The sequence below is a fragment of the Acinetobacter modestus genome, assembly GCF_014636095.1.
Lineage (GTDB): Bacteria > Pseudomonadota > Gammaproteobacteria > Pseudomonadales > Moraxellaceae > Acinetobacter > Acinetobacter modestus.
This window is the reverse complement of the sequence record NZ_BMDV01000002.1, coordinates 215,438-235,391: the sequence shown is the minus strand read 5'-3', so window position 1 is coordinate 235,391 and position 19,954 is coordinate 215,438. Positions and strand designations below refer to the sequence as shown.

Annotated in this window: 19 protein-coding genes; 8 read left to right on the top strand and 11 right to left on the bottom strand. The window is 36.2% G+C overall.

Translation table 11 applies throughout. The features are described 5' to 3' along the window. Window positions 1-84 precede the first annotated feature (84 nt). From IEV17_RS05155 to IEV17_RS05145, 3 genes are read left to right on the top strand one after another with little or no spacing between them, the layout of a single operon-like run. Window positions 85-696, top strand: coding sequence for an RNA polymerase sigma factor (locus IEV17_RS05155; RefSeq protein WP_004661149.1), 612 nt, complete (start codon window positions 85-87; stop codon window positions 694-696). Further along, window positions 689-1,012 carry a hypothetical protein gene (locus IEV17_RS05150; protein ID WP_004661146.1) on the top strand — a complete coding sequence of 108 codons (324 nt, stop codon included), beginning with the start codon at window positions 689-691 and terminating at the stop codon, window positions 1,010-1,012. Before IEV17_RS05155 ends, IEV17_RS05150 begins: the two co-directional genes overlap by 8 nt. Further along, the gene (locus tag IEV17_RS05145; RefSeq protein WP_004661145.1) at window positions 1,002-1,391 is read left to right on the top strand and encodes a DUF3106 domain-containing protein; all 390 of its coding nucleotides are present in this window, start codon (window positions 1,002-1,004) and stop codon (window positions 1,389-1,391) included. The genes IEV17_RS05150 and IEV17_RS05145 overlap by 11 nt, the downstream gene beginning before the upstream one ends. Before the next feature lie 94 nt (window positions 1,392-1,485). Here the strand turns inward: IEV17_RS05145 and IEV17_RS05140 are convergent, their stop codons facing one another. The 4 genes from IEV17_RS05140 to cxpE form a co-directional block, all read right to left on the bottom strand. Next, entirely contained in the window at window positions 1,486-3,978 is a 2,493-nt protein-coding gene (locus tag IEV17_RS05140; protein ID WP_004661142.1) for a CSLREA domain-containing protein, read from the bottom strand. Between the two features lie 18 nt (window positions 3,979-3,996). Continuing rightward, complete coding sequence (gene rbtA / locus IEV17_RS05135) at window positions 3,997-5,847, bottom strand: rhombotarget A (protein WP_004661140.1); 1,851 nt, start codon at window positions 5,845-5,847, stop codon at window positions 3,997-3,999. A gap of 115 nt (window positions 5,848-5,962) precedes the next feature. Next, window positions 5,963-6,658, bottom strand: a complete 696-nt coding sequence (gene hda, locus IEV17_RS05130; protein ID WP_004661138.1) for a DnaA regulatory inactivator Hda — start codon at window positions 6,656-6,658, stop codon at window positions 5,963-5,965. 20 nt (window positions 6,659-6,678) lie between these two features. Next, window positions 6,679-7,872, bottom strand: a complete 1,194-nt coding sequence (cxpE, locus tag IEV17_RS05125) for a chloramphenicol efflux transporter CxpE (protein WP_004661136.1) — start codon at window positions 7,870-7,872, stop codon at window positions 6,679-6,681. A 134-nt stretch (window positions 7,873-8,006) separates the two neighbouring features. Between cxpE and purM the strand changes: the two genes are divergently transcribed. From purM to IEV17_RS05110, 3 genes are all read left to right on the top strand, one after another. Next, a complete protein-coding gene (gene purM / locus IEV17_RS05120; protein ID WP_004661134.1) occupies window positions 8,007-9,077 on the top strand; it encodes a phosphoribosylformylglycinamidine cyclo-ligase in 1,071 nt (356 codons plus the stop codon). Further along, window positions 9,074-9,703 carry a phosphoribosylglycinamide formyltransferase gene (gene purN / locus IEV17_RS05115; protein WP_171062425.1) on the top strand — a complete coding sequence of 210 codons (630 nt, stop codon included), beginning with the start codon at window positions 9,074-9,076 and terminating at the stop codon, window positions 9,701-9,703. The genes purM and purN overlap by 4 nt, the downstream gene beginning before the upstream one ends. Window positions 9,704-9,779: 76 nt before the next feature. Beyond that, entirely contained in the window at window positions 9,780-10,307 is a 528-nt protein-coding gene (locus IEV17_RS05110) for a hypothetical protein (protein ID WP_004661130.1), read from the top strand. Between the two features lie 61 nt (window positions 10,308-10,368). Here IEV17_RS05110 and IEV17_RS05105 read toward each other — a convergent pair whose 3' ends face one another. Both IEV17_RS05105 and sppA read right to left on the bottom strand, forming a co-directional pair. Next, window positions 10,369-11,163, bottom strand: a complete 795-nt coding sequence (locus IEV17_RS05105; protein WP_004661128.1) for an alpha/beta fold hydrolase — start codon at window positions 11,161-11,163, stop codon at window positions 10,369-10,371. 136 nt (window positions 11,164-11,299) lie between these two features. After that, window positions 11,300-12,322 carry a signal peptide peptidase SppA gene (gene sppA, locus IEV17_RS05100; protein ID WP_004661126.1) on the bottom strand — a complete coding sequence of 341 codons (1,023 nt, stop codon included), beginning with the start codon at window positions 12,320-12,322 and terminating at the stop codon, window positions 11,300-11,302. Between the two features lie 138 nt (window positions 12,323-12,460). Here sppA and IEV17_RS05095 point away from each other — a divergent pair, with 138 nt between their 5' ends. Beyond that, window positions 12,461-13,411 (top strand): lysophospholipid acyltransferase family protein, encoded by a 951-nt coding sequence (locus IEV17_RS05095; protein ID WP_004661124.1) that lies wholly within the window; start codon window positions 12,461-12,463, stop codon window positions 13,409-13,411. A gap of 41 nt (window positions 13,412-13,452) precedes the next feature. Here IEV17_RS05095 and IEV17_RS05090 read toward each other — a convergent pair whose 3' ends face one another. The 3 genes from IEV17_RS05090 to IEV17_RS05080 form a co-directional block, all read right to left on the bottom strand. After that, window positions 13,453-15,879, bottom strand: coding sequence for a DNA internalization-related competence protein ComEC/Rec2 (locus IEV17_RS05090; protein WP_004661122.1), 2,427 nt, complete (start codon window positions 15,877-15,879; stop codon window positions 13,453-13,455). A gap of 87 nt (window positions 15,880-15,966) precedes the next feature. Then, complete coding sequence (lolD, locus tag IEV17_RS05085) at window positions 15,967-16,653, bottom strand: lipoprotein-releasing ABC transporter ATP-binding protein LolD (RefSeq protein WP_004661121.1); 687 nt, start codon at window positions 16,651-16,653, stop codon at window positions 15,967-15,969. Further along, window positions 16,646-17,881 carry a lipoprotein-releasing ABC transporter permease subunit gene (locus IEV17_RS05080; RefSeq protein WP_004661120.1) on the bottom strand — a complete coding sequence of 412 codons (1,236 nt, stop codon included), beginning with the start codon at window positions 17,879-17,881 and terminating at the stop codon, window positions 16,646-16,648. The genes lolD and IEV17_RS05080 overlap by 8 nt, the downstream gene beginning before the upstream one ends. A gap of 25 nt (window positions 17,882-17,906) precedes the next feature. Between IEV17_RS05080 and IEV17_RS05075 the strand changes: the two genes are divergently transcribed. Continuing rightward, complete coding sequence (locus tag IEV17_RS05075) at window positions 17,907-18,494, top strand: PilZ domain-containing protein (RefSeq protein WP_004661119.1); 588 nt, start codon at window positions 17,907-17,909, stop codon at window positions 18,492-18,494. 17 nt (window positions 18,495-18,511) lie between these two features. Here the strand turns inward: IEV17_RS05075 and IEV17_RS05070 are convergent, their stop codons facing one another. Both IEV17_RS05070 and IEV17_RS05065 read right to left on the bottom strand, forming a co-directional pair. Next, window positions 18,512-19,405 carry a DMT family transporter gene (locus IEV17_RS05070; RefSeq protein WP_004661118.1) on the bottom strand — a complete coding sequence of 298 codons (894 nt, stop codon included), beginning with the start codon at window positions 19,403-19,405 and terminating at the stop codon, window positions 18,512-18,514. Between the two features lie 7 nt (window positions 19,406-19,412). After that, a complete protein-coding gene (locus IEV17_RS05065; protein ID WP_004661117.1) occupies window positions 19,413-19,883 on the bottom strand; it encodes a YaiI/YqxD family protein in 471 nt (156 codons plus the stop codon). Window positions 19,884-19,954 lie beyond the last annotated feature (71 nt).

The following is a 19,954-nucleotide window of genomic DNA, read 5'->3' as shown; positions in this document are numbered from 1 at the left end:
TGTCAACGCATCCACCATTTTCAACGTTATATGATTAATGAATTGAAATAATGGTGGGTATCCATGACAGGATTTTCCATCTCTATGGATTTAGCACCGAAACAGGCTCGAACTGAAAATGGTACTGATTGTAGTACTGTTGAACAACGTCTGCGTTTTTTTATGCAAGACGTTACAGGTCGTGCACTTGTGATGATGGAAAGTGCAACTCAGGGACAACAAGGCATTGCAATGGATTTGGTACAAGAAGCCTTTATTTCATTGCATAAATCATATTCAGATAAAAGTATTGAAGAATGGTATCCATTGTTTTACACCATTTTAAATAACAAATTGCAGGATTGGAGGCGCAAAGAAGCGCGTCGAGCGACTCCTTTCTCATTATTCAAAAAAATTAGCTTAGACGATGATGATGAAATTGTTGATATCGTAGATGAATCTACCCCCAATCCATTTGAATTTCTTAATCAAGAAGTCACAATGGATGAAATCCAAGCAGCAATTAACCAATTACCAGTACGCCAGCAACAAGCATTTATGTTAAGAGCATGGGAAGGCTTTGATACGACAACCACAGCTCAAATTATGAACTGCAGTGAAGGTAGTGTTAAAACACATTATCATCGTGCAATCCAAGGACTTAGAATTGCTTTAGAGCATTTAAATCCACATACGGGAGGGTCATCAAATGAATAAAGATGAGTTCACTAAATCAGTGACTTCCAAACTCGACCAACTAGCAAAAGAGCAACATCACAAAAAAATGTTAGTGATGAACCATGTTCTAGACACTGTTCAAAAGAAACCAACCTCTTATTACAGTCTCTGGAAAATGGGAGGCTTTGCTTTAGCAGCAGCCCTTACTGGTATCGTTGTATTACCAAGCTCTCTACAACTGACCGATAAGCCACAAAGTCAGGTCGTCGTAAATCCAAAACTTTCACCACAAATGGTTGAAGATATGGAAATGTTGATGGTACTTGGCGAGGATAAAGTTCCACATGGCAGCTAAGAAAATAGCAATTGTTGTGTGCACACTCAGCTTACTTCAAACAAGTTTTGCTGGTTCTGAGCGTTTTTGGGTGTTCTCAAAATCAAATAAACCAACTACAGAAGAAGCTTGGGATGATTTATCTCGAGAAGAACAACGTGTTCTTATTAAACGTTATCAAAGTTTAAAAGAAATCCCAACCGATCAGGGATCTCAGCTTCAACAAAGAATGGAATGGTTTACACAGCTTCCAGAAGATGAAAAACAAAAAATGCGTGATGTTTGGCAAAAACTAGGAACTCAAGAACGTAATACTTTGCGTAAACGTATGCAAAATGCCAGTGCTGAAGAGAAAGTGAACATCCGTGAAGAATACTTAAGTAAATATTCTGAACACTAATTACTTTTAAATGTTACTCTTTTGTTGTAGACATTTAATTTATAACTTGAACATATAAAAAAGAGCGCTTTAAAAGCGCTCTTTTTATTCAATATTACTTTTTATAACGACGATAAGCTAGTAAACCCAACAAACCTAATACTGAGAAAATACCCTCACTACCTCCACCACTTTTCGCAGGTCGAGTATCATCTGAGGTAGTTGCAGTACTAATCACATTTACAGTTCCCACATTTGAAATCTTTGGAGTTTCATCGTTATCATATACCTGATAGTTAAATGAATAGTTAAATGGATTAAATGTATTCGCCTCTTGAATATAAACATTTCCACCATAGCACGTTTCTTTTTCATCTGGTTCAGGACATTTACCTTGTCGATCAGCTGTTACAATAATATTATTGGTTGGTACATTCGATAGACGTATAGGTAATTCCTCACCTAATTCATTTACCCAAAAATTTGGTTTAAGTGGTTGAGTCTCGGGCCCTTTTCCACCAATACTAGTATCACCAGCATCACTTGCAAAATCCAGTAAATTTACTTTTACTTTTTCCTTTTTTTGATAGTTTAATGTTACAGATGTATCTTTTACTTCAGGCGCCTGATTCATAAATGAGGCTTTAATTAATCCTATTGTTTGTATCGAAGGGTCTTTAATATATGTTATTGTGTATTTACACAAAGCTTTATCACTAGCTTGTGTAATTGTATCATCTTTTCTATAAATAGCTATTTGCTGTATTTCTGGCACCCAAGCACATACTAGATTCTCATCATTTATGACCCGGTTTTCTGAATCATTGAGTTGACCGATTCCTAATGTATCTATTTTTATCGAATATAACTCTGGATTGAAAAAGTCTAACCGATGAGTACCATCAGATAATATAGACTCATGAGGTAAAGGAATACCTCTATCTCTTAAATCAATATAAATTCCACGATATTTAATATTTTCTTTAATATTAAAATAGTCGATTAGTTTCTTATATTGATCAAATCGATATTTATAATATGTAAGATATTGTGGATCATTTGGATTTTTAACTAAATTTTCGAAATAATCATATTGATCTTTAAAACCATTTATTAATGTCGATAGAGGTTGATTAGTAACTGACTCAATATCAGCTGCCTTTAATTTCATTAATTCGACAGAACCAATATCACATTTATTTTTTAAATCTGGTTGGAAAAATAGTGTTGTATTAGTAAAACGAGACAAACCCCTTTGCTCCTTTTCACTGCAAAAGGTCGTACTATCAGCACCAGTATCAACTAAGCCTTTAAGATCTTTATCTACTCCTGACTTATCAATAATCTTAGGATAATACAACGGTAGAAAAGCAGTGTATTCAGAAGGTTCTTCAATAAGCCCACTTAATACCTTATTTATAGGAACATCTGTCAAATCAATATTACTAGTATTATCCTTGAAAGATTCATCAGGTAAGTCACATTTAGATAATCCAGTCTTGGCAAATGCATTATAAAGAAAATTTACACCTACTTTCTCTTGCTTGGAGACATCACCCAACAAATAACGACACGAATATGCTCCAGTATTATAATTAAGAACATTTGAATATAAGTTTTTCTTACCTAATTTATCATAGAGTAAAATTGTATTTGCATTATTTTCAACGATCGTATTACTTTTTAAAGTTAAGGTGCTGTCATTGCTGAGTATACTTGGATTGTTTTGAGTTTCCGTACTAGCTTTTGTATCACCAGAAAATTTTATTAAGTTGCCATAAGTCGAATTAGCTGTATTTTTAGCAATTGTATTTGCCTCCAACGTCACTGCAGGCAAGCCACAGAACTCCATCATACTTGATGAAGTTTCAGATCCATTCTTGACTAAACTATTTGAAGTAAAACCAATCTCTCGTTTCAAATAGCCCACATCATTCATACAACTCATAGCAATAATACTGCCATATAAAGCATCATTACCTTCAAACAAGCTTTTAGAGATTTGTACAGAACCTGACATTCCAGCTAAATAAATTGCCCCCCCTGCTCCAGTTTTTGCTTTGGAATTTATTATCTTGCTACTCTGCAAAACTAAGTTAGCTCCAGCATAGATCGCCCCACCATTTTCCTGATCTGGTGCAACCCCACCAGAAAGTATCAAATTACTTATGGTTAAAGGTTGTTTCTTTAATGTTGTATTAAAAATACGAGAATTTTCAGCTTTAATTGTTGTTTTCAGATCAATCTGAGCAGGATATTGATTAACAACATCATTAATCAATATATTTTTATTTTCCCAATCAGCAGGCGTCGCACCCCAAATTCTTACTTCTGAATCAGGAATAAGTTCACTTTTTAATGTATAAACTCCTGATTCTAATTGAATATCCTGAATATTAGAATAAATATCATTTACAACACAACCGTGAGCAGATATACGTGTTTTTGCAACAGAAAATGCTTCTCTTAATGAGCAAAAAGCATCATCTTTTTCTTCATCTACAAATGTAGTTACTTTGATCGGACCTGTTTCACTATTTGTTGCAGCTAATAAAGGCATAGCAGAAATAACCATAATAGCCAATAGCGTTTTTTTATAATTTTTCATTACATGTATCATCCTTGATTATGATTTAAAACGTCTGAACCCGATCAAACCTAACATCATTAGAATCCATCCCAAATTCATACTACCAACATTTACAGTTCGGCTCTGAAAATTATTTGGCGGATCTTGCACAATCGTTGTTGGAATATCAATATAATAATTTGATGGATCATTGAAACGAGTAATCGTAGTCATTACACGTATATTAAACTTATCTGCACCATGCCAATTACCATTTGGCAGGTAAATCACATTACCTTTTGAATCAAGTGTCAGTGTTCCTTTAGATCTAGTTTCAGTTTGTTCAACTTCAAGACAACCTGACTGCCAAGGATGCCCATTTTTATCGGTTTCACTCTTGAAAATAACTTTACAAGTTTCAGGTGTAACCAATTCACCATCCAACAAACTATTTGCAATACTAAATTTTGCTGTTTGTCCATATAAAATATCTTGACCAGCAATTTGTACATCACTACGGTTTACGACTAACTCAATTGCTCCAAGATCACATAATTCACTATATATGCTTCGACTTTTACCTCTTTGATCTGAAGTTTCGCAACTGATTAAACCTTTAGTTGCCCCATCACTAAAAATTCGTCCCTTGTTAATAATTAATGATTCAGACAATGAATTATATGATGTGAGCAACCGTGGCTGAAAGAAACCTAACATTTGATCTTTCGGAGTAGAATAAGGACAAAGTAACCCTTTATCTTGTGGTAGATCACAATCACCTTCTAGTTGATCCCCAGCAAGCAGATTTGTATTTAACAAAAAATTAGGACGTTCAGCTGGTGCATTACGGTCACATGCTGACTCAGTCAAGTTACTTTGAATAACTGTTGCATCAGTAGCGTCAGAAAGACAATTTGTATTATTCTTAGCAATAATACTATTTGAAATAAATGCACCATCTTCTAATTTAGAGGTTGTCGTACCACCTGTTGTGGTAGTTGATGTCCATTTAGGTGCCTGTAAATACAATCCTGCATCATTATAAATCATGGTAATATTATTTAATATCATCCCACTACGTATGTTTGCAACATATCCAACTTTATTATTATAAATCGTTGAGTTTCTGATCCCAAAAGCACCTAGAGAAAGTGCATTTGCAACTGCTGCATCATTATATGCACTTTGCACATATAATATTGAACCCATTGATTTAACTTCATTATTTCGAATAACAGATTGAGCAATATAATAGCGTGGGATTTCACTATAAATAACTGCACCTTGATCAGCTTTATTTCCCTCAAAAAGGCTATTACTTATACTAACAATACCAGCCATTTTTTTGTCTGAAAGTAATCCTTTATTATAAATTGCTCCTCCAAAAGTCGCATTACCATTCATTAATTTTGAATATTGAATTGTTAATATTTCACGATTTAGAATCAGGCCACCTTCAACTACTTTCTGCGATGACCCTTTAAGATTTAGTTCTTTTAAGCCCACTGATAAAAGTTCATTTTCTACATTATTATCATCTATAATAAAAATACTTTCCGAACCCAACATTTTAATAGTAGCATTATTTAAACCTTTTTTATTATCATTAAAATCAGTACTGGAAGCAGTATTAATAGTCATCGCTGCTTTAATTTGTATTGCCTTATTTAGAGTATATTCTTTATCACGTTCTAGAATAATAATCGATGAAGCATCTTTATTACCACAACCATGATAACCATTTTCAAACTCTTTTTGAGTTCTCAAATTTAAAAATTCAACAGCTTCACGTAATGAACAAACGGTATCATCTTTGTCTTCATCAACTAATGTTGTAACTTGAATATCCGCAGAATATACATGTCCAGTAATCGCAAATAAAGCGCAGGCAAGCGTCCGTTTGAGCATACCGTTCTCCTTCTATTTTCATTTTTCTTAGTATTGCAAACTACAAATTTGCAACCACATTCCTTTGTGCGTACTTTGTCATAGCTGTCAAAATTACTCAAGAAATTTTATGCTATTAGTGATATTCATCAATCAGAGCAAAAATTTGCTTAATCGTTGTATTTGAGAGCTTTGTTTTCTCACCTTTCAACATCTTTTCAAGTTGGGCAAGTGTCTGTAATAAAATGGAAGCTTGATGTGGCCCATTACTCAACAAATAATCAATAATTTGTTGGTCAAAATGAATACCACGTCTCGTCATAACAGAGTGTAATAAAGCCTGTCGATCTGTATATGAGCTTCCATTTGGTACTTTGACACTGACCGCTTGAGTCAGCCTCGACTGTAAGTCAGGTAATTCTAATTTTAATTCTATCGGTGCTACACGCGATGAAAAGACTAGTTGGCCCTCATGATTATTCATTAAATGAAAAACTGCTTTTTGCCAATGAGGTACGCCACTAATTGCATCAATATCATCTAATGCCACTAAATCATAAAACTCTAATGAAGTAATCGCTTCAATTGGTGCATCTAATAATTCTAATAATGAGACTTTTATTGCTCGACGACCTAATTCTAAATATGAATCACAAATTGCAGAGAGTAAATGACTTTTACCAGTACCAGCACCACCATAAACATAAAAGCGATTTACCAGTCCAGTATGTAACTGTCGTATCGCATCAACTACATGACCCCACCCTGGCCCCGAGAAATCGCTAATTCGCGCATCGAGCTGTGGTTCTATATCTAGTTGTAGTTGACGCATATCGTTAATTTGTTCCTCAATTACTTTAGATCATTTGAATGTGAAGTTTCGCTATCTTGAGAGTTTTTAATCTCAATATCAAGTTCTACATCACCAGCATCAACATTTATACGTTGAATTTCACCATGTGGAATACTGACCTCTATTGGAGATCCGTAAAACCGGCTTTTTTCGTAATTATCTCTTGCGTGTTTAAGTAGCACGACGATAACAGCCGCTACAGGCAAGGCAATCAGCATCCCTAAAAAACCACCCAGTTGAGCACCAGCTAGTACCGCAAATACAACGGCAACAGGAGATAGACCAATTTTGTCACCGAGTAAGAAAGGCTGCAAAATATATCCTTCGACCATTTGCCCAATCATAAATACAATACCCACTAAAAGTAACTGCATCCAATCAAGACCAAACTGGAATAATGAAGCAATCACAGCCGCGATAATACCAACACCAAAGCCTAGATATGGGATAATACTGGCCAAACCAGCAATCATTCCAATAATTAAACCAACTTCTAAACCAATGATTTGCAAGCCAACGGCATACACTATTCCTAATAGCAGCATTACGAGAAACTGACCTTTAACAAACGCTCCAAGGACACTATGACATTCACGAACAATGACTAAAGTTGATTCTTCATATGGACGAGGTATTAAACGACGCATACTTTGCAACATTCTTTCCCAATCAAGTAAGAAATAGAATGAAATGATAGGAATCAAAATAAATACGCCACCTAATTGAATAAAATTCAAACCAGATTGTGCTAAACGTAAAGCCATGACTTGAATACTATCTGCACTATAATTCGTTTGAATGTATTCCATAATTGCTTTAGAAATCTGTTCTGTATCCAACTCCATTGGGACAACATTAAAAGTATGGGATACCCAAGGTAGAAATGTCGCATTTACCCAATGTATACCTGCTGGAATACTATCTCGCGCATAGATTAATTGCTTCCAAACCAATGGGACAAGGAACCATAAAACAACTGTTAAGGTTACGCCAATCCCAACAAAGACGAGACTGATCGCCAACCAACGAGGTAATTTAATTTTTACAAGGACATCTACAAGGGGGCTAAAGAGATAGGCAATAAAAAAAGCGCCAACAAATGGTAATACAACTGGTTTTAATAGATACAACACCCAAAGTAGTAATGCGAGTCCTGCGAGGATAAAGATACGACGTAGTACCTGATCTTGCATAAAATCTAGCCTTTTTTCGTGTAATCGTTATAAATGGGAAAAAAATTTAATTAAAGATAGCATTTTCGAGCATAAATAACATAAGAGTTTCGTATATTCAGGTTATAATCTGCCGCCAATGCGGAGACTTCACTATGAGCAACTCAACTTCTACCCCAAATACTGGTTTAAGCTATAAAGATGCGGGCGTCGACATTGAAGCGGGCGACGCACTGGTCGATCGTATCAAATCAGTCGCAAAACGCACTACTCGTCCTGAAGTAATGGGCGGTCTTGGTGGTTTTGGCGCACTATGCAAAATTCCAAAAGGCTATGAAGAACCTGTATTGGTTTCTGGCACAGACGGCGTAGGTACAAAATTACGTTTAGCGTTAAACCTAAATCGCCATGACACAATTGGTCAAGACCTTGTGGCAATGTGTGTAAACGATTTACTCGTTTGTGGTGCTGAACCATTATTTTTCCTAGACTACTATGCAACAGGTCATTTGAATGTTGATGTTGCAGCAAATGTAGTAACGGGTATTGGAAAAGGTTGTGAACTTGCTGGCTGTGCACTTGTTGGTGGTGAAACTGCTGAAATGCCAGGTATGTATGAAGGCGAAGATTACGATCTTGCTGGTTTCGCTGTTGGTGTAGTTGAGCATAGTAAAATTATTGATGGCACTAAAGTAAAATCTGGTGATGTACTGATCGGTGTTGCATCAAGTGGTGCTCACTCTAATGGTTACTCATTGCTACGTAAAATTTTAGATGTTAAGAATGTTGATTTAACTCAAATCGTTGATGGTCGCCCACTTGCAGATGTTGCAATGGAACCAACACGTATTTATGTAAAACCAGTACTTGAACTTTGCAAACAAGTTGATGTTCATGCAATGGCACACATTACTGGTGGTGGTTTACCAGGTAACTTACCGCGTGTTCTTCCAAATGGCGCACAAGCTGTAATTGATGAATCAAGCTGGGAATGGTCAGAATTATTCCAACTATTACAACGCGAAGGTAATGTAGAACGCTTTGAAATGTATCGTACATTTAACTGTGGCGTTGGTATGGTAATCGCTGTTGATGCAAGCGAAGCTGATAAAGCCATTGATGTATTAAATACTCAAGGCGAAAAAGCATGGAAAATTGGTTATATCCAAGAAAATGCTGAATCAGTTGAAGGCGCAGACGAAAAAATTCGCGTGATCTTTGCATAATGAGAATTGCTGTCCTTGTCTCAGGCAACGGTAGCAACTTACAGGCCCTGATAGATGCAAATCTGTCAGGGCAAATCATTGGTGTCCTCTCAAATAAAGCTGATGCCTATGCATTGCAGCGTGCTGAGAAAGCCAATATTGCAACCGCTGTTATTTCACATAAAGATTATCCAAATCGAGAAAGCTTTGACGATGCTATGCATCAGCAATTGCTTGCTTGGGAAATTGACTTAGTTATCCTTGCAGGTTTTATGCGTATTTTAACGCCAAACTTTGTCAGTCAATGGCAAGGTAAAATGTTAAATATCCACCCTTCTCTGCTGCCTTTTTATAAAGGAATTAATACACATCAACGTGTATTAAATACTGGAGATCGCTTGCATGGTTGTACCGTTCATTTTGTCACTGCTGAGCTAGATGCAGGACAAAGTATAGCGCAATCCGCCATTCATGTGAGTTTACATGATAATGTAGAAAGCCTAGCACAACGTGTGCATGAGCTTGAACACTTCATCTACCCTCAGGTTGCAGAATGGTTATGTAATGGTCAACTCACGTGGACAAACGGTCAAGCATATTTCAATAAAAAACCTTTAGAACGACCAATTCAATTTGCTCAATTCTAAAAATAAAACACATCTTCGGATGTGTTTTTTGAAAAATATAATTCTTAATTTTTAAATAATTAGATTTTAACCCCAAATGAGCGCATCTGAATTTGTACTGAAAAATCATCTACACATAAAACTTTGGACTCAAAGCTCTCCGATTGTACCTTTCACAGATATACCACCGCCGTCTTCGTATTATAAATACACAATTGTCCTTGAATTGTTTCAACCTCGTGGCGGAAGATTTCTCTATGGTTTATTGGGTGCAGAAGTTGATATAAATTTAAAGAATAGTGAAATTATCCTAAATTTAACAAAGCATGATTTAGAAAATCGTATTTTTCAATCTGATTTCCTGAATGAACTTGATGAAGCAAAATATGGTTTGCCAATTGAATACACTACAGAATTACAAAAATTTATATTAGAAATATCCAACCAGATGAAATTTAATGATTTATATAAAATAAACTTTTGTTTTTCGGCTCATAGTGATATTGGATCTAATATCAAAATTTTCAAATTTTTAGCATTATTAATCCTTCAATATATACAAAATAGTGACTTAACTTTAGATGATCTAAATCAAACACAAGGATTTTTAGATCAAAACATATAAAGCCCAAAGTATGTATTTAATAGAAATAGAAAATACATACTTTCTTATCGACATGCTTCATTTAAAAATTAATCAAACTTCTAATTTTTTCCACAGTTTCAGTCGGATGCTCTAATGGGAACATATGTCCACCATTAACAACTGAAAAAGGAATACCCAATTTCCGTTTAGCAACTTGAGGAAGTTTTTCTTTTAAGAATACACTATCACGACCAACAACTAAATGAACAGGTACTCTAGGTTTTGGCATAGGTAACCACCACATCGATGGTGTCGTTCTAAACATTGCAACCTCATCCACTTTCGGAATGGTTAAAGTCACTCCACCCCTCAATGGATCATTGCTCAAAGCATGCTGAATATAAGCTTGGAAGCAATCTGCATCAAAGTGTTGATAAAATCCTCTAGAGCCCAAAAGTTCTGCTGCTTGTTCTCGAGATTCCCAATGATCACGACGACGTACTGATAGACCTGCTGGCGTAATTTTATCGACCAATTTAGGTTTAAACACTTTAGCAAGATGAAAAGCAAATGATGCTTTACCTATAATAAATGGTGGATCCAGCATAATCACTTGAGAAAACAACTCAGGACGACGATAAGATGCCATTAGTGTTAATACAGAACCTAACGAGTGTCCCAAGCCAATTACTTTTCGACCTTGTGATTGTTGCACGATACTATCAATGATTTGATCAACTAAATGCCTCCACCCATGCGTAATTGGATAACGTTTATCAGTGCCAATTTCTGCAACATAGATAATGTCATATTGATCTTTTAACTGCTCAAATAGCTTCTGATAAACTTTAGATGGAACACCATTAGCATGTGCAAAATGAATCAAAGGTTTCATAAGCGTTTCTTTCAATTTATATATTGATTGGTCGATTATCTCGCGCTGCAAATGCTTTGCAATTTAAAAGGGAGAACTGCCCAGTTACGTTTAAAAATAAAAAAGGCTGTGAATGATCACAGCCTAATCTTAATGATTATTGTATTTTTGCATTTTGTTGGGTTTGTAATTGTGCAGAAAGTGAACTACTGATTCCTTCACCAATCTTTGTACCCATACGTCCTAAAATTGACTCTAAAGGATTGCGTTGAACGGTATAATCTACTTTCTGATCTACTTTAAGATCGCGCATTAATGTTGTAATACTACCACTACGATCTGCAACACCTAATGCGATTGCCTGTTCACCCGTCCAGAATAGACCAGAAAATACAGCAGGATCATTTGACTTCAAACGCTTTCCACGACCTTCTTTGACTGCATTAATAAAATGTGTATGAACATTATCTAAAACAGCTTGCACATGTGCTTGTTGAGCTGGATTAATTGGCTTAGTCATACTTAGAATGTCTTTATTATTACCAGAAGTTAAAGTACGGTCTTCAACACCAAGTTTTTGCGCTAAACCACTCAAACCATAGTTTGGCATAATCACACCGATTGAACCAACCAAACTTGATGGGTTCACAATGATCTCATCTGCCGCAGAAGCAATATAGTAAGCACCCGATGCACCCATATCACCAATCACAGCATAGACTTTTTTATCTGGATGTTGTTTTTTAAGGTAACGAATCTCTTGCCAAATCTCATCAGATTGCACTGGTGAGCCACCAGGAGAATTAATATTCAATGCAATCGCTTTACTGCCAGTGGCTTCAAATGCACGATTTAATGCTTTATTGGTGTCTTCACTATTGACAGTAGATTGACCACTAGAAGAATCAATAGTTCCAACAATATCAATCACAGCTAAATGATCAGAGCTAACATTCGTATTTGATTTTTCTACAGAAGTTGAGCAGCCTTTGCTCATTGCGATCAATACGATTAATAAATACGCAAAACCTAAGCATTTAAAAAAAATGCTCCAACGTCGACTACGGCGTTGTTCTTCGACAGAAGCCAAAACAGCTTTTTCTAAAATCTGCCATTCTTTGCCTGTCACATTATTGCTATTTGTAGGTTCATTTTGTGGTTTTGGTGGCCAATCGGACATAAGATTCCAATCCAATATATTGTAAAGTGAATTTATTATATACGCTGATTTATAGAAAACTGTTTAAATAACTTGTTTTAACTTATAATTATTTTATACGTTATACTCTCCTCTTGTAATTTTTTTAATGTTTGATATATGGCACACCCCAAATCAACAAATAGTAATTACCGTCTCATACAATTTCTGAGTCATCAACCACTTAAATTAGGTCGTTTTATCGCACGCTTTGTTGCGTTATTGCTCAATAGCTTCCAGCTTTCTAAACTCTCAAAAATTATACAATTGAATTTACAGATCGCATTCCCTGAAGCATCTCGACAAGAAATAAATCAATTAAAAAAACAGGCAATTAAAAATGAATTAACCTCTTATTTTGAATTTGTGAGCATTTGGGGAGCTTCAAATGAGAAAAATATTCAGCGCATTCACAAGATTCATAATGAGCATTATTTTCACGAAGCCCTCGCAGAGAAAAAAGGGCTTGTCCTGATTATGCCTCATTTGGGCACTTGGGAAGTGATGAACGCATGGCTATCCAAACATACTCAAATGACCATCCTTTATAAGCCAGTGAAAAATCCTGATGCTGATCGTTTTGTTCGTGATGCACGTAGCCGTAATCAAGCGAATTTAGTGCCTACTGATGAAAGTGGAGTTCGTCAGATTTTTAAAGCATTAAAACAAGGTGGTACAACTGTTATTTTACCTGATCACACCCCTGATCACGGTGGTGAAATGATTAAGTATTTTGGTATTCCATTGGCATCAAGTAGTTTAAGCGCAAAGTTAATTCAAAAAACAAAGGCACGAACTTTATTTCTTTATGCTTTGAGGAATGAGCAAGGAGGATTTGACATGCATATCGAGCGTATCAATCCTCAAATTTATGAAGGCAATGCCGAAGATGGTACGCTTATTATTCATCAAACTTTGGAAAATTTAATCCAACGTCTTCCAGTGCATTATCACTGGAGTTATAAACGATTCAGTGCGAACCCTAGCTTACACAAAATTTATGATATTGATGTCAACGAAGCTTTAGCAAAAGTTGCTGAAGTTCGTCAGCAAGAAAATACTCAGCTTTAATCCTATAAATATTGTGATATGAAAATATTACAATATTTAAGCTATTTTCTTTCCAACCATTTAATTTGTTGTCTTTGCTGTATGAGCTCAACATGACCATTTTCAAAAATAAAACGAATTGTTCCTGCTTGAACCGTAGTTAATAATGGAATGTGTAGCGCCTGTAGACGATTTTTCAACTCTTGACTGGGATGACCATAACGATTATCAAACCCTGCCGAGGCAATCGCAAGCTTAGGTTTTAAAGTCGCTAAAAAATCATAAGCAGAACTATGTTTACTCCCGTGATGTCCCAAGATCAAAACATCTACTTTTAAATCGGGATATTGTTGCATTAATTTATATTCAGCCTCCCAACCTGCATCTCCCATGATTAAGAAGTTTTGATAAGGCTGGGCATTTAGAAACTGCAAATACACCACACAGGAATACTCATTTTGCTGATCCTTTGCATGAATAAGCTCATCTGCTTTAGGGGATAGAATTTCAACTTTTAGATTTTGATAGGACCAATGCTGACTTTGTTGACAAAATGAGAAATTATTTTTGAACTGCATTTTTTGGTCATATTCATTTGACTGTACTTGAGATATTTCAAAGTTTTTTTGAATAATAGGAAAAGCACCGCTATGGTCTTGATCAAGATGAGATAAGATTACATGGTCGATGTGGCGTACACCTTGTTGCCGTATAAATGGAATAACAACCCGCTCTCCTAAACTAAATTTATTTTCATTGTAAGAGCCCCCTGTATCAATCATGAAGATTTGTTCGGGATGTTGTAAAAATACAGCTTGCCCTTGTCCAACATCTAAAATATTTAAAACCGTAGGTTGAGTCTTTACACCTATACATATAGGTAAAAAACAAATCAATGCCCAAGCTTTAGGAATCGTCCCCCTCGGCATAAATAAAATAAGCATACCAAGGATTAAAGATACCATCATTAAGGGTGTATAACTTACCCCATATAAATGCGGTGAAATATTTTGCAAGATGTCTAAAATTGACATCAATATAGATAATACAAAATCATTAATTTGAAATAAAAACTGCCCTAGTGCAGGAATGATGAGCCAAATACATGCAGCCAGAATATCTAATGGCACAACGACACCGCCAAGTAAAGGAATTGCAATTAAGTTACTTACAGGTGCAATCCAAGAAACTTGCTGAAAGAAAATCAAGACTAATGGTAATAAGGCGATAAAGATCTTAGATTGCGATTCAACCAAAGCTTTAGCAGCTAAAAATATTTTTTGAGTCCACGTAATAGGCTGATCTTGCGGTAATTGCGCAATGGTTTGATAAACTCTAAGTAGAATAAAACACGCACCATATGACAGCCAAAAACCAGCGGATAGAATACTAAAAGGATCAAAAAGCAATAATACACTGGCACTATAGATCAATAAGCTAAATAGGTGAATCGATTGACGAAAGAAGAGAAAAATACTTGCAAGCAAAGCAGTCAATAAAGTTCTGATTGCTGGAATCTCAAAACCAACAAATGCCACATACACCAAAACACTGAGTAAAAATGGCAATAATAATAAAATTTGTTTAGGCTGCCATAAGTATAGATGTGGGTAGTAACGCTGTATGAGCCGTTGTATCAACCAAGACAACATGAATGCGAAGATCAACACATGTGGACCAGAAATCGCTAACAAATGTGAGATTCCAAGCTGTTGAAATTGTTGTTTCACTGTGTTGGATAACAGGCTTTCGTCACCTGTCAGCAAGGCTAAAAGTAAACCTTTGTGCTGAAGGTTAGATGCTTGTAACATCTGCCGAAATTCTAAGCGTTTCATCTCAACGCTTAACAAAAATTTAGCAGAAATGCTTTGCTGTTGCTTTAAATGCCCTTGATAACCCAAACGATAAATTTCATCAAAGCTTAAAGGTTGAATAGACTGCACTGAAAATGCAGACATTATATTTTGCTGCAAAAACCATTTTTCCTGATCAAATGCACCCACAACAGCATAACTATGCGCTGGTTTAATTTGACCATGAACTCGATAATAATGCCCCAACTCTAAGCTTTGCTTCTGATTTAACTGATATTTGTCTTGTTTTAAATAAAGTAACCAGTTAACAGGTTGCTTATGTCGATTAAGTACTTCAGCGATTTGTTTATGACCATCATCACTCAATTCATCTATGCTTTTAATATAAACAATTGCTTCATAGGATTGTGATTGAAACTCTTTTAATTGCAGTCTTTGTTCTAATGCGGAATCTGCAAAATGATATCCTATTGTAAACAATCCCCAGCTTGCACTGAGTAAAATAAGTGCTTTATAAAAAGGTCGATAAAAATAGGATTCTTTCTTGTATATGCCAAAGCTAAAGATCAGGATTGCAATAGCCAACCAAATCCACCATGTCAGCTCAATAAAATCAAGATGAAATCCCATGACTGCAATACCAGCAATCCAGCCCAATAAAATAATTTTTAACATGTAATTTTTTAATTAAGTTTTTGTTTTTTCTGAGCGCAAAATTAAAGCCCGTTTTCAGGGCTTTAACAAGACATTAAACAAAATAAATTATTTTGGATCAATCCATAAACCATCTTGCATATGCAAAATCGAATCTGCTGATTGAGCCAATTGCTCATCATGAGTCACAATTAACATCGCCATATTCAGCTCTTTTTTGAGATCAGTCAGCAATTCAAAAATACTTAATGCTGTTTTCCGATCTAAATTACCAGTTGGTTCATCTGCTAATACAACTGCAGGTTTCGTCACTAATGCACGCGCCAAAGCCACACGTTGACGCTCACCACCCGATAATTCACCTGGTTTATGATCTAAACGATGCGATAAACCGACACGATCAAGTAGGTATTCTGCTTGTCTTTTAACATCCTTATAATTACTTTCACTACGTAGCATCAATGGCATGGCTACATTTTCTAAAGCAGAAAACTCAGGTAACAAATGGTGAAATTGATAAACGAAACCTAGATATTGATTACGCTTATAACCACGCTCTGCTTCGCCTAAATTATCAAAACGCTGTCCTTGTAAAAAAACTTGACCTTGCGAAGGTTGCTCTAGGCCACCAAGCGCATGTAATAACGTACTTTTACCTGAACCACTAGAACCGACAATGGAAACAAACTCGCCTGCTTTTACTTGAAGAGATAAACCTTTAATCACTTCAACTTTGCTTTTACCATCATCAAAATGTTTATAAATATCTTTGGCTTCTAAGACGATCTTACTCATAACGTAATGCCTCAGCAGGTTGAACTTTGGCTGCACGTAATGCAGGATAAATTGTCGCCAAAAAACTCATCAATAATGAAACAGTAACAATCACCGTAACATCTTGCCATCTGAGATATGAAGGCAGATAGTGAACAAAATAGGCATCAAACAAGTTCAAACCTAGAGCAGTATTGAACCAAGAAATAATATCACTTATGGTCAATGCTAAAGTTACACCTAACACTGTTCCTGCAATCGTTCCAATGACACCAATCACTGTGCCTTGTACCATAAAAATTTTAGTGATCATGGACGGTGAAGCACCTAGAGTTCGCAGAATCGCAATATCAGATTTTTTATCTGTTACGACCATTACTAAAGATGAAACGATATTAAATGCAGCAACCACAATAATCAGAACAAGAAGTAAACCCACTAAGGTTTTTTCCATCTGAATCGCATTGAAAAGATTACCGTGCGTATACGTCCAATTCGATGCATAGAAATTACTTGGTAACTGTTTCACGATATCATCTGCAACCGATGGTGCGGCAAAAATATCATCTAACTTTAACCGTACACCTTGTGCACCATCAGGTAAACGCAATAATGTTGATGCATCATTTAAGGCGATATAACCCACCATCGAATCAACTTCTGCACCTACACTAAAAATCCCAACGACTTTAAAACGTTTAAAGCGTGGCACAACACCTGCTGGTGATGGTGTTGCTTCAGGCAGAACTAAGGTGACATTGTCATTTAAACCAAGACCAAGTGCATCGGTCATGTCCTTGCCTAGAACAATACCAAACTCGCCTTTCTTCAAAGCATTTAAATCACCTGAGACCATATGGTTTTGGATAATTGAAACCTTCTTCTCATATTCAGGTTCAATTCCTGTCACCATAATCCCAGCAACCTGCCCCTGCGCTGTCAACATCCCTTGTAATTGGGTAAAAGGTGCAACGCCAGTAACATGCGGATGATGCTCAACTCTTTTTACAAGCTCAGGCCAATCTGTTAAAATTTGAGTAGAAGAAACTGTTGCTTGTGGAACCATCCCTAGAACACGATTTTTTAATTCACGATCAAACCCGTTCATAACAGACAGTACTGTAATAAGGACAGCAACGCCAAGGGTTAAACCAATCATGGAAACCAAGGCAATAAAAGAAATAAAATGATTACTTCGCCGAGCACGAGTGTATCTCAACCCTATATACAGCGAAATTGGCTTAAACATACCATCTAGTCCGAGGTGATTTATTATGGAAAATTCACAACATCAGCTTGTTGAGGACAACTCTGAACGTCGAGTGATGTCTCGTATTGATGCTGTGTTAAGAATCAACTATCAAGTCATTCCTGACGACGTTGCGCTGAATGATCCTTATGATTCTCACTTTGTATTGCCACGCTATTTTCTACTACTTGCTGAATTAGATCAATTTGATCATGCATTTCGCTACGAATTAGAACAATTAAATGAAAAAGATCAACAAATTGCTCGCATATTATCCCTTTTCAATCAAAAATTGAATCTGATTACTGGTTCTTTTTACGACAATATCGTGCAATCCCTACTACCAGTACCTGAACAAGTTAACTTTTCCGAGAATGGCTTGAGCTTCTTCAGCTCACAAGATCTTAATGAAGGAACCTATATTCATATTACGTTGAGTCATCCTGAAAACTACTTTCATATCGCAGCAACTGCTCAAGTTGCTTACAGCTCAGCAGATGAACAAGGTAAATTCCGTATTGGTGCTTATTTCATTACCCTTAATCCACAAGATCGTGCCAAATTAGCGGAAAGTATTCAAGATTCACAACAAACTGAGAGCAACCCAAATTAAATATGAAAACGTCGTTTTCATATTTTCAAACGGCGATAGGTATTAAAATCTTTATAAAAGTAAAGACACAAACCTAATAGAATGATGCTTGCCCCAACAAAAACCTGTGCAGACAACTGTTCATGATTGAGGTAAGCGCCTATGAGTATTGCCAACATTGGGGTCATCACCGTCGTCAGTGACAAAGTGGTGGCTTTCAAATTTTGTACCAACTTGAAATAACAAAACATCGCAATTAATGAAGCCATTACAACAGTATAAGTCAACGCTAACAATGATTTCGGCGAAGGAAAGTGCGTTGGTGCATGTTGCCAAATCCAAGGTAGTAATAATATGGCTAAGATTGTTGAAACTAGAATTGAACCGGTTGCTTGAGCCATCGGTTGCACATTCGCATTGATTTTTTTCACCAGAAAAATAGAAAGTGAATATGCAAAAACACTCATCAGCATTAAAACAATACCTATCGGCTGCACATGCTTTTGACTTCCACTCAGACAAATCATCGCTAATCCAATAATTGAGGTTACCATCCCCAACCACTGTAAACTCGCTAACTTTTGTTGAAAACCAAATCTTCCAATCAGCCCAGCCATGATCGGAGCTAAGCCAAACATCAATGCAATCAACCCAGAACTTAAATAAGGTGTTGCTGCGTAGGTAAATATTTGCGAACCGATTAAGCTTAATGAACCAGCTACATAACTTGATAACGCAATTTTATGAATCGGGAATTTAACCTTTAATAGCAATAGCACGCTAACAGCCAAAGGTAAGGCAATAAAAAAGCGCAATACCAAAGCCCACATAGGATGTAAATCAGCAACACTCCAAACAATTGCCAATGGCGTGGTTGCCCAAATGAATACTAATAATCCATACGTCAGTACTAAGTTGATTCGTGAAGGCATATTTAGCTCAAGAAGCGGTTTTGCGTTTTTGTTTGAAAATAGTTTGATCTAAAGAGCTTGAGAATTCACGTTTATCACGTTCAGAAATAGGTGGTGGACCACCTGTTTGGACACCAGCTCCACGCAAAGTATCCATAAAATCACGTAAATGCAAACGTGCTTTAACATTTGCAACCGTATAAATTTCACCCCGAGGATGAATTGCAATGCCGCCTTTTTCAATTACTTGTGCTGCAAGCGGAATATCTTGTGTTATCACAATATCATTTTCATGCATACGCTCAATGATTTCTTTGTCTGCTTGATCTGCCCCACTCATCACCTGAATCGAATTAATCCGTAGAGATGGCGTAATCCCAACATTCTGATTGGCGACAAAGGTAACTTCTAACTGATAACGATCAGACGCACGTAAAATCACTTCACGTAAAATTTTAGGTAAAGCATCCGCATCTACCCATAATTTAAATGGCAGCACGTTGGCACAAGCTCATAAAAATAAAAATATAGTGTAGCAGATTACGGTAAAAGTAGAGTTAGCATCATTCG

Coding starts and splice junctions, on each gene's coding strand:
- IEV17_RS05070 (WP_004661118.1), bottom strand. CDS start 19,405: ATGCCTTCACGAATCAACTTAGTACTGACGTATGGATTATTAGTATTC.
- IEV17_RS05095 (WP_004661124.1), top strand. CDS start 12,461: ATGGCACACCCCAAATCAACAAATAGTAATTACCGTCTCATACAATTT.
- IEV17_RS05080 (WP_004661120.1), bottom strand. CDS start 17,881: ATGTTTAAGCCAATTTCGCTGTATATAGGGTTGAGATACACTCGTGCT.
- rbtA (WP_004661140.1), bottom strand. CDS start 5,847: ATGCTCAAACGGACGCTTGCCTGCGCTTTATTTGCGATTACTGGACAT.
- purM (WP_004661134.1), top strand. CDS start 8,007: ATGAGCAACTCAACTTCTACCCCAAATACTGGTTTAAGCTATAAAGAT.
- IEV17_RS05145 (WP_004661145.1), top strand. CDS start 1,002: ATGGCAGCTAAGAAAATAGCAATTGTTGTGTGCACACTCAGCTTACTT.
- hda (WP_004661138.1), bottom strand. CDS start 6,658: ATGCGTCAACTACAACTAGATATAGAACCACAGCTCGATGCGCGAATT.
- IEV17_RS05105 (WP_004661128.1), bottom strand. CDS start 11,163: ATGAAACCTTTGATTCATTTTGCACATGCTAATGGTGTTCCATCTAAA.
- IEV17_RS05140 (WP_004661142.1), bottom strand. CDS start 3,978: ATGAAAAATTATAAAAAAACGCTATTGGCTATTATGGTTATTTCTGCT.
- IEV17_RS05155 (WP_004661149.1), top strand. CDS start 85: ATGGATTTAGCACCGAAACAGGCTCGAACTGAAAATGGTACTGATTGT.
- IEV17_RS05090 (WP_004661122.1), bottom strand. CDS start 15,879: ATGTTAAAAATTATTTTATTGGGCTGGATTGCTGGTATTGCAGTCATG.
- IEV17_RS05075 (WP_004661119.1), top strand. CDS start 17,907: ATGGAAAATTCACAACATCAGCTTGTTGAGGACAACTCTGAACGTCGA.
- IEV17_RS05150 (WP_004661146.1), top strand. CDS start 689: ATGAATAAAGATGAGTTCACTAAATCAGTGACTTCCAAACTCGACCAA.
- lolD (WP_004661121.1), bottom strand. CDS start 16,653: ATGAGTAAGATCGTCTTAGAAGCCAAAGATATTTATAAACATTTTGAT.
- IEV17_RS05110 (WP_004661130.1), top strand. CDS start 9,780: ATGAGCGCATCTGAATTTGTACTGAAAAATCATCTACACATAAAACTT.
- sppA (WP_004661126.1), bottom strand. CDS start 12,322: ATGTCCGATTGGCCACCAAAACCACAAAATGAACCTACAAATAGCAAT.
- cxpE (WP_004661136.1), bottom strand. CDS start 7,872: ATGCAAGATCAGGTACTACGTCGTATCTTTATCCTCGCAGGACTCGCA.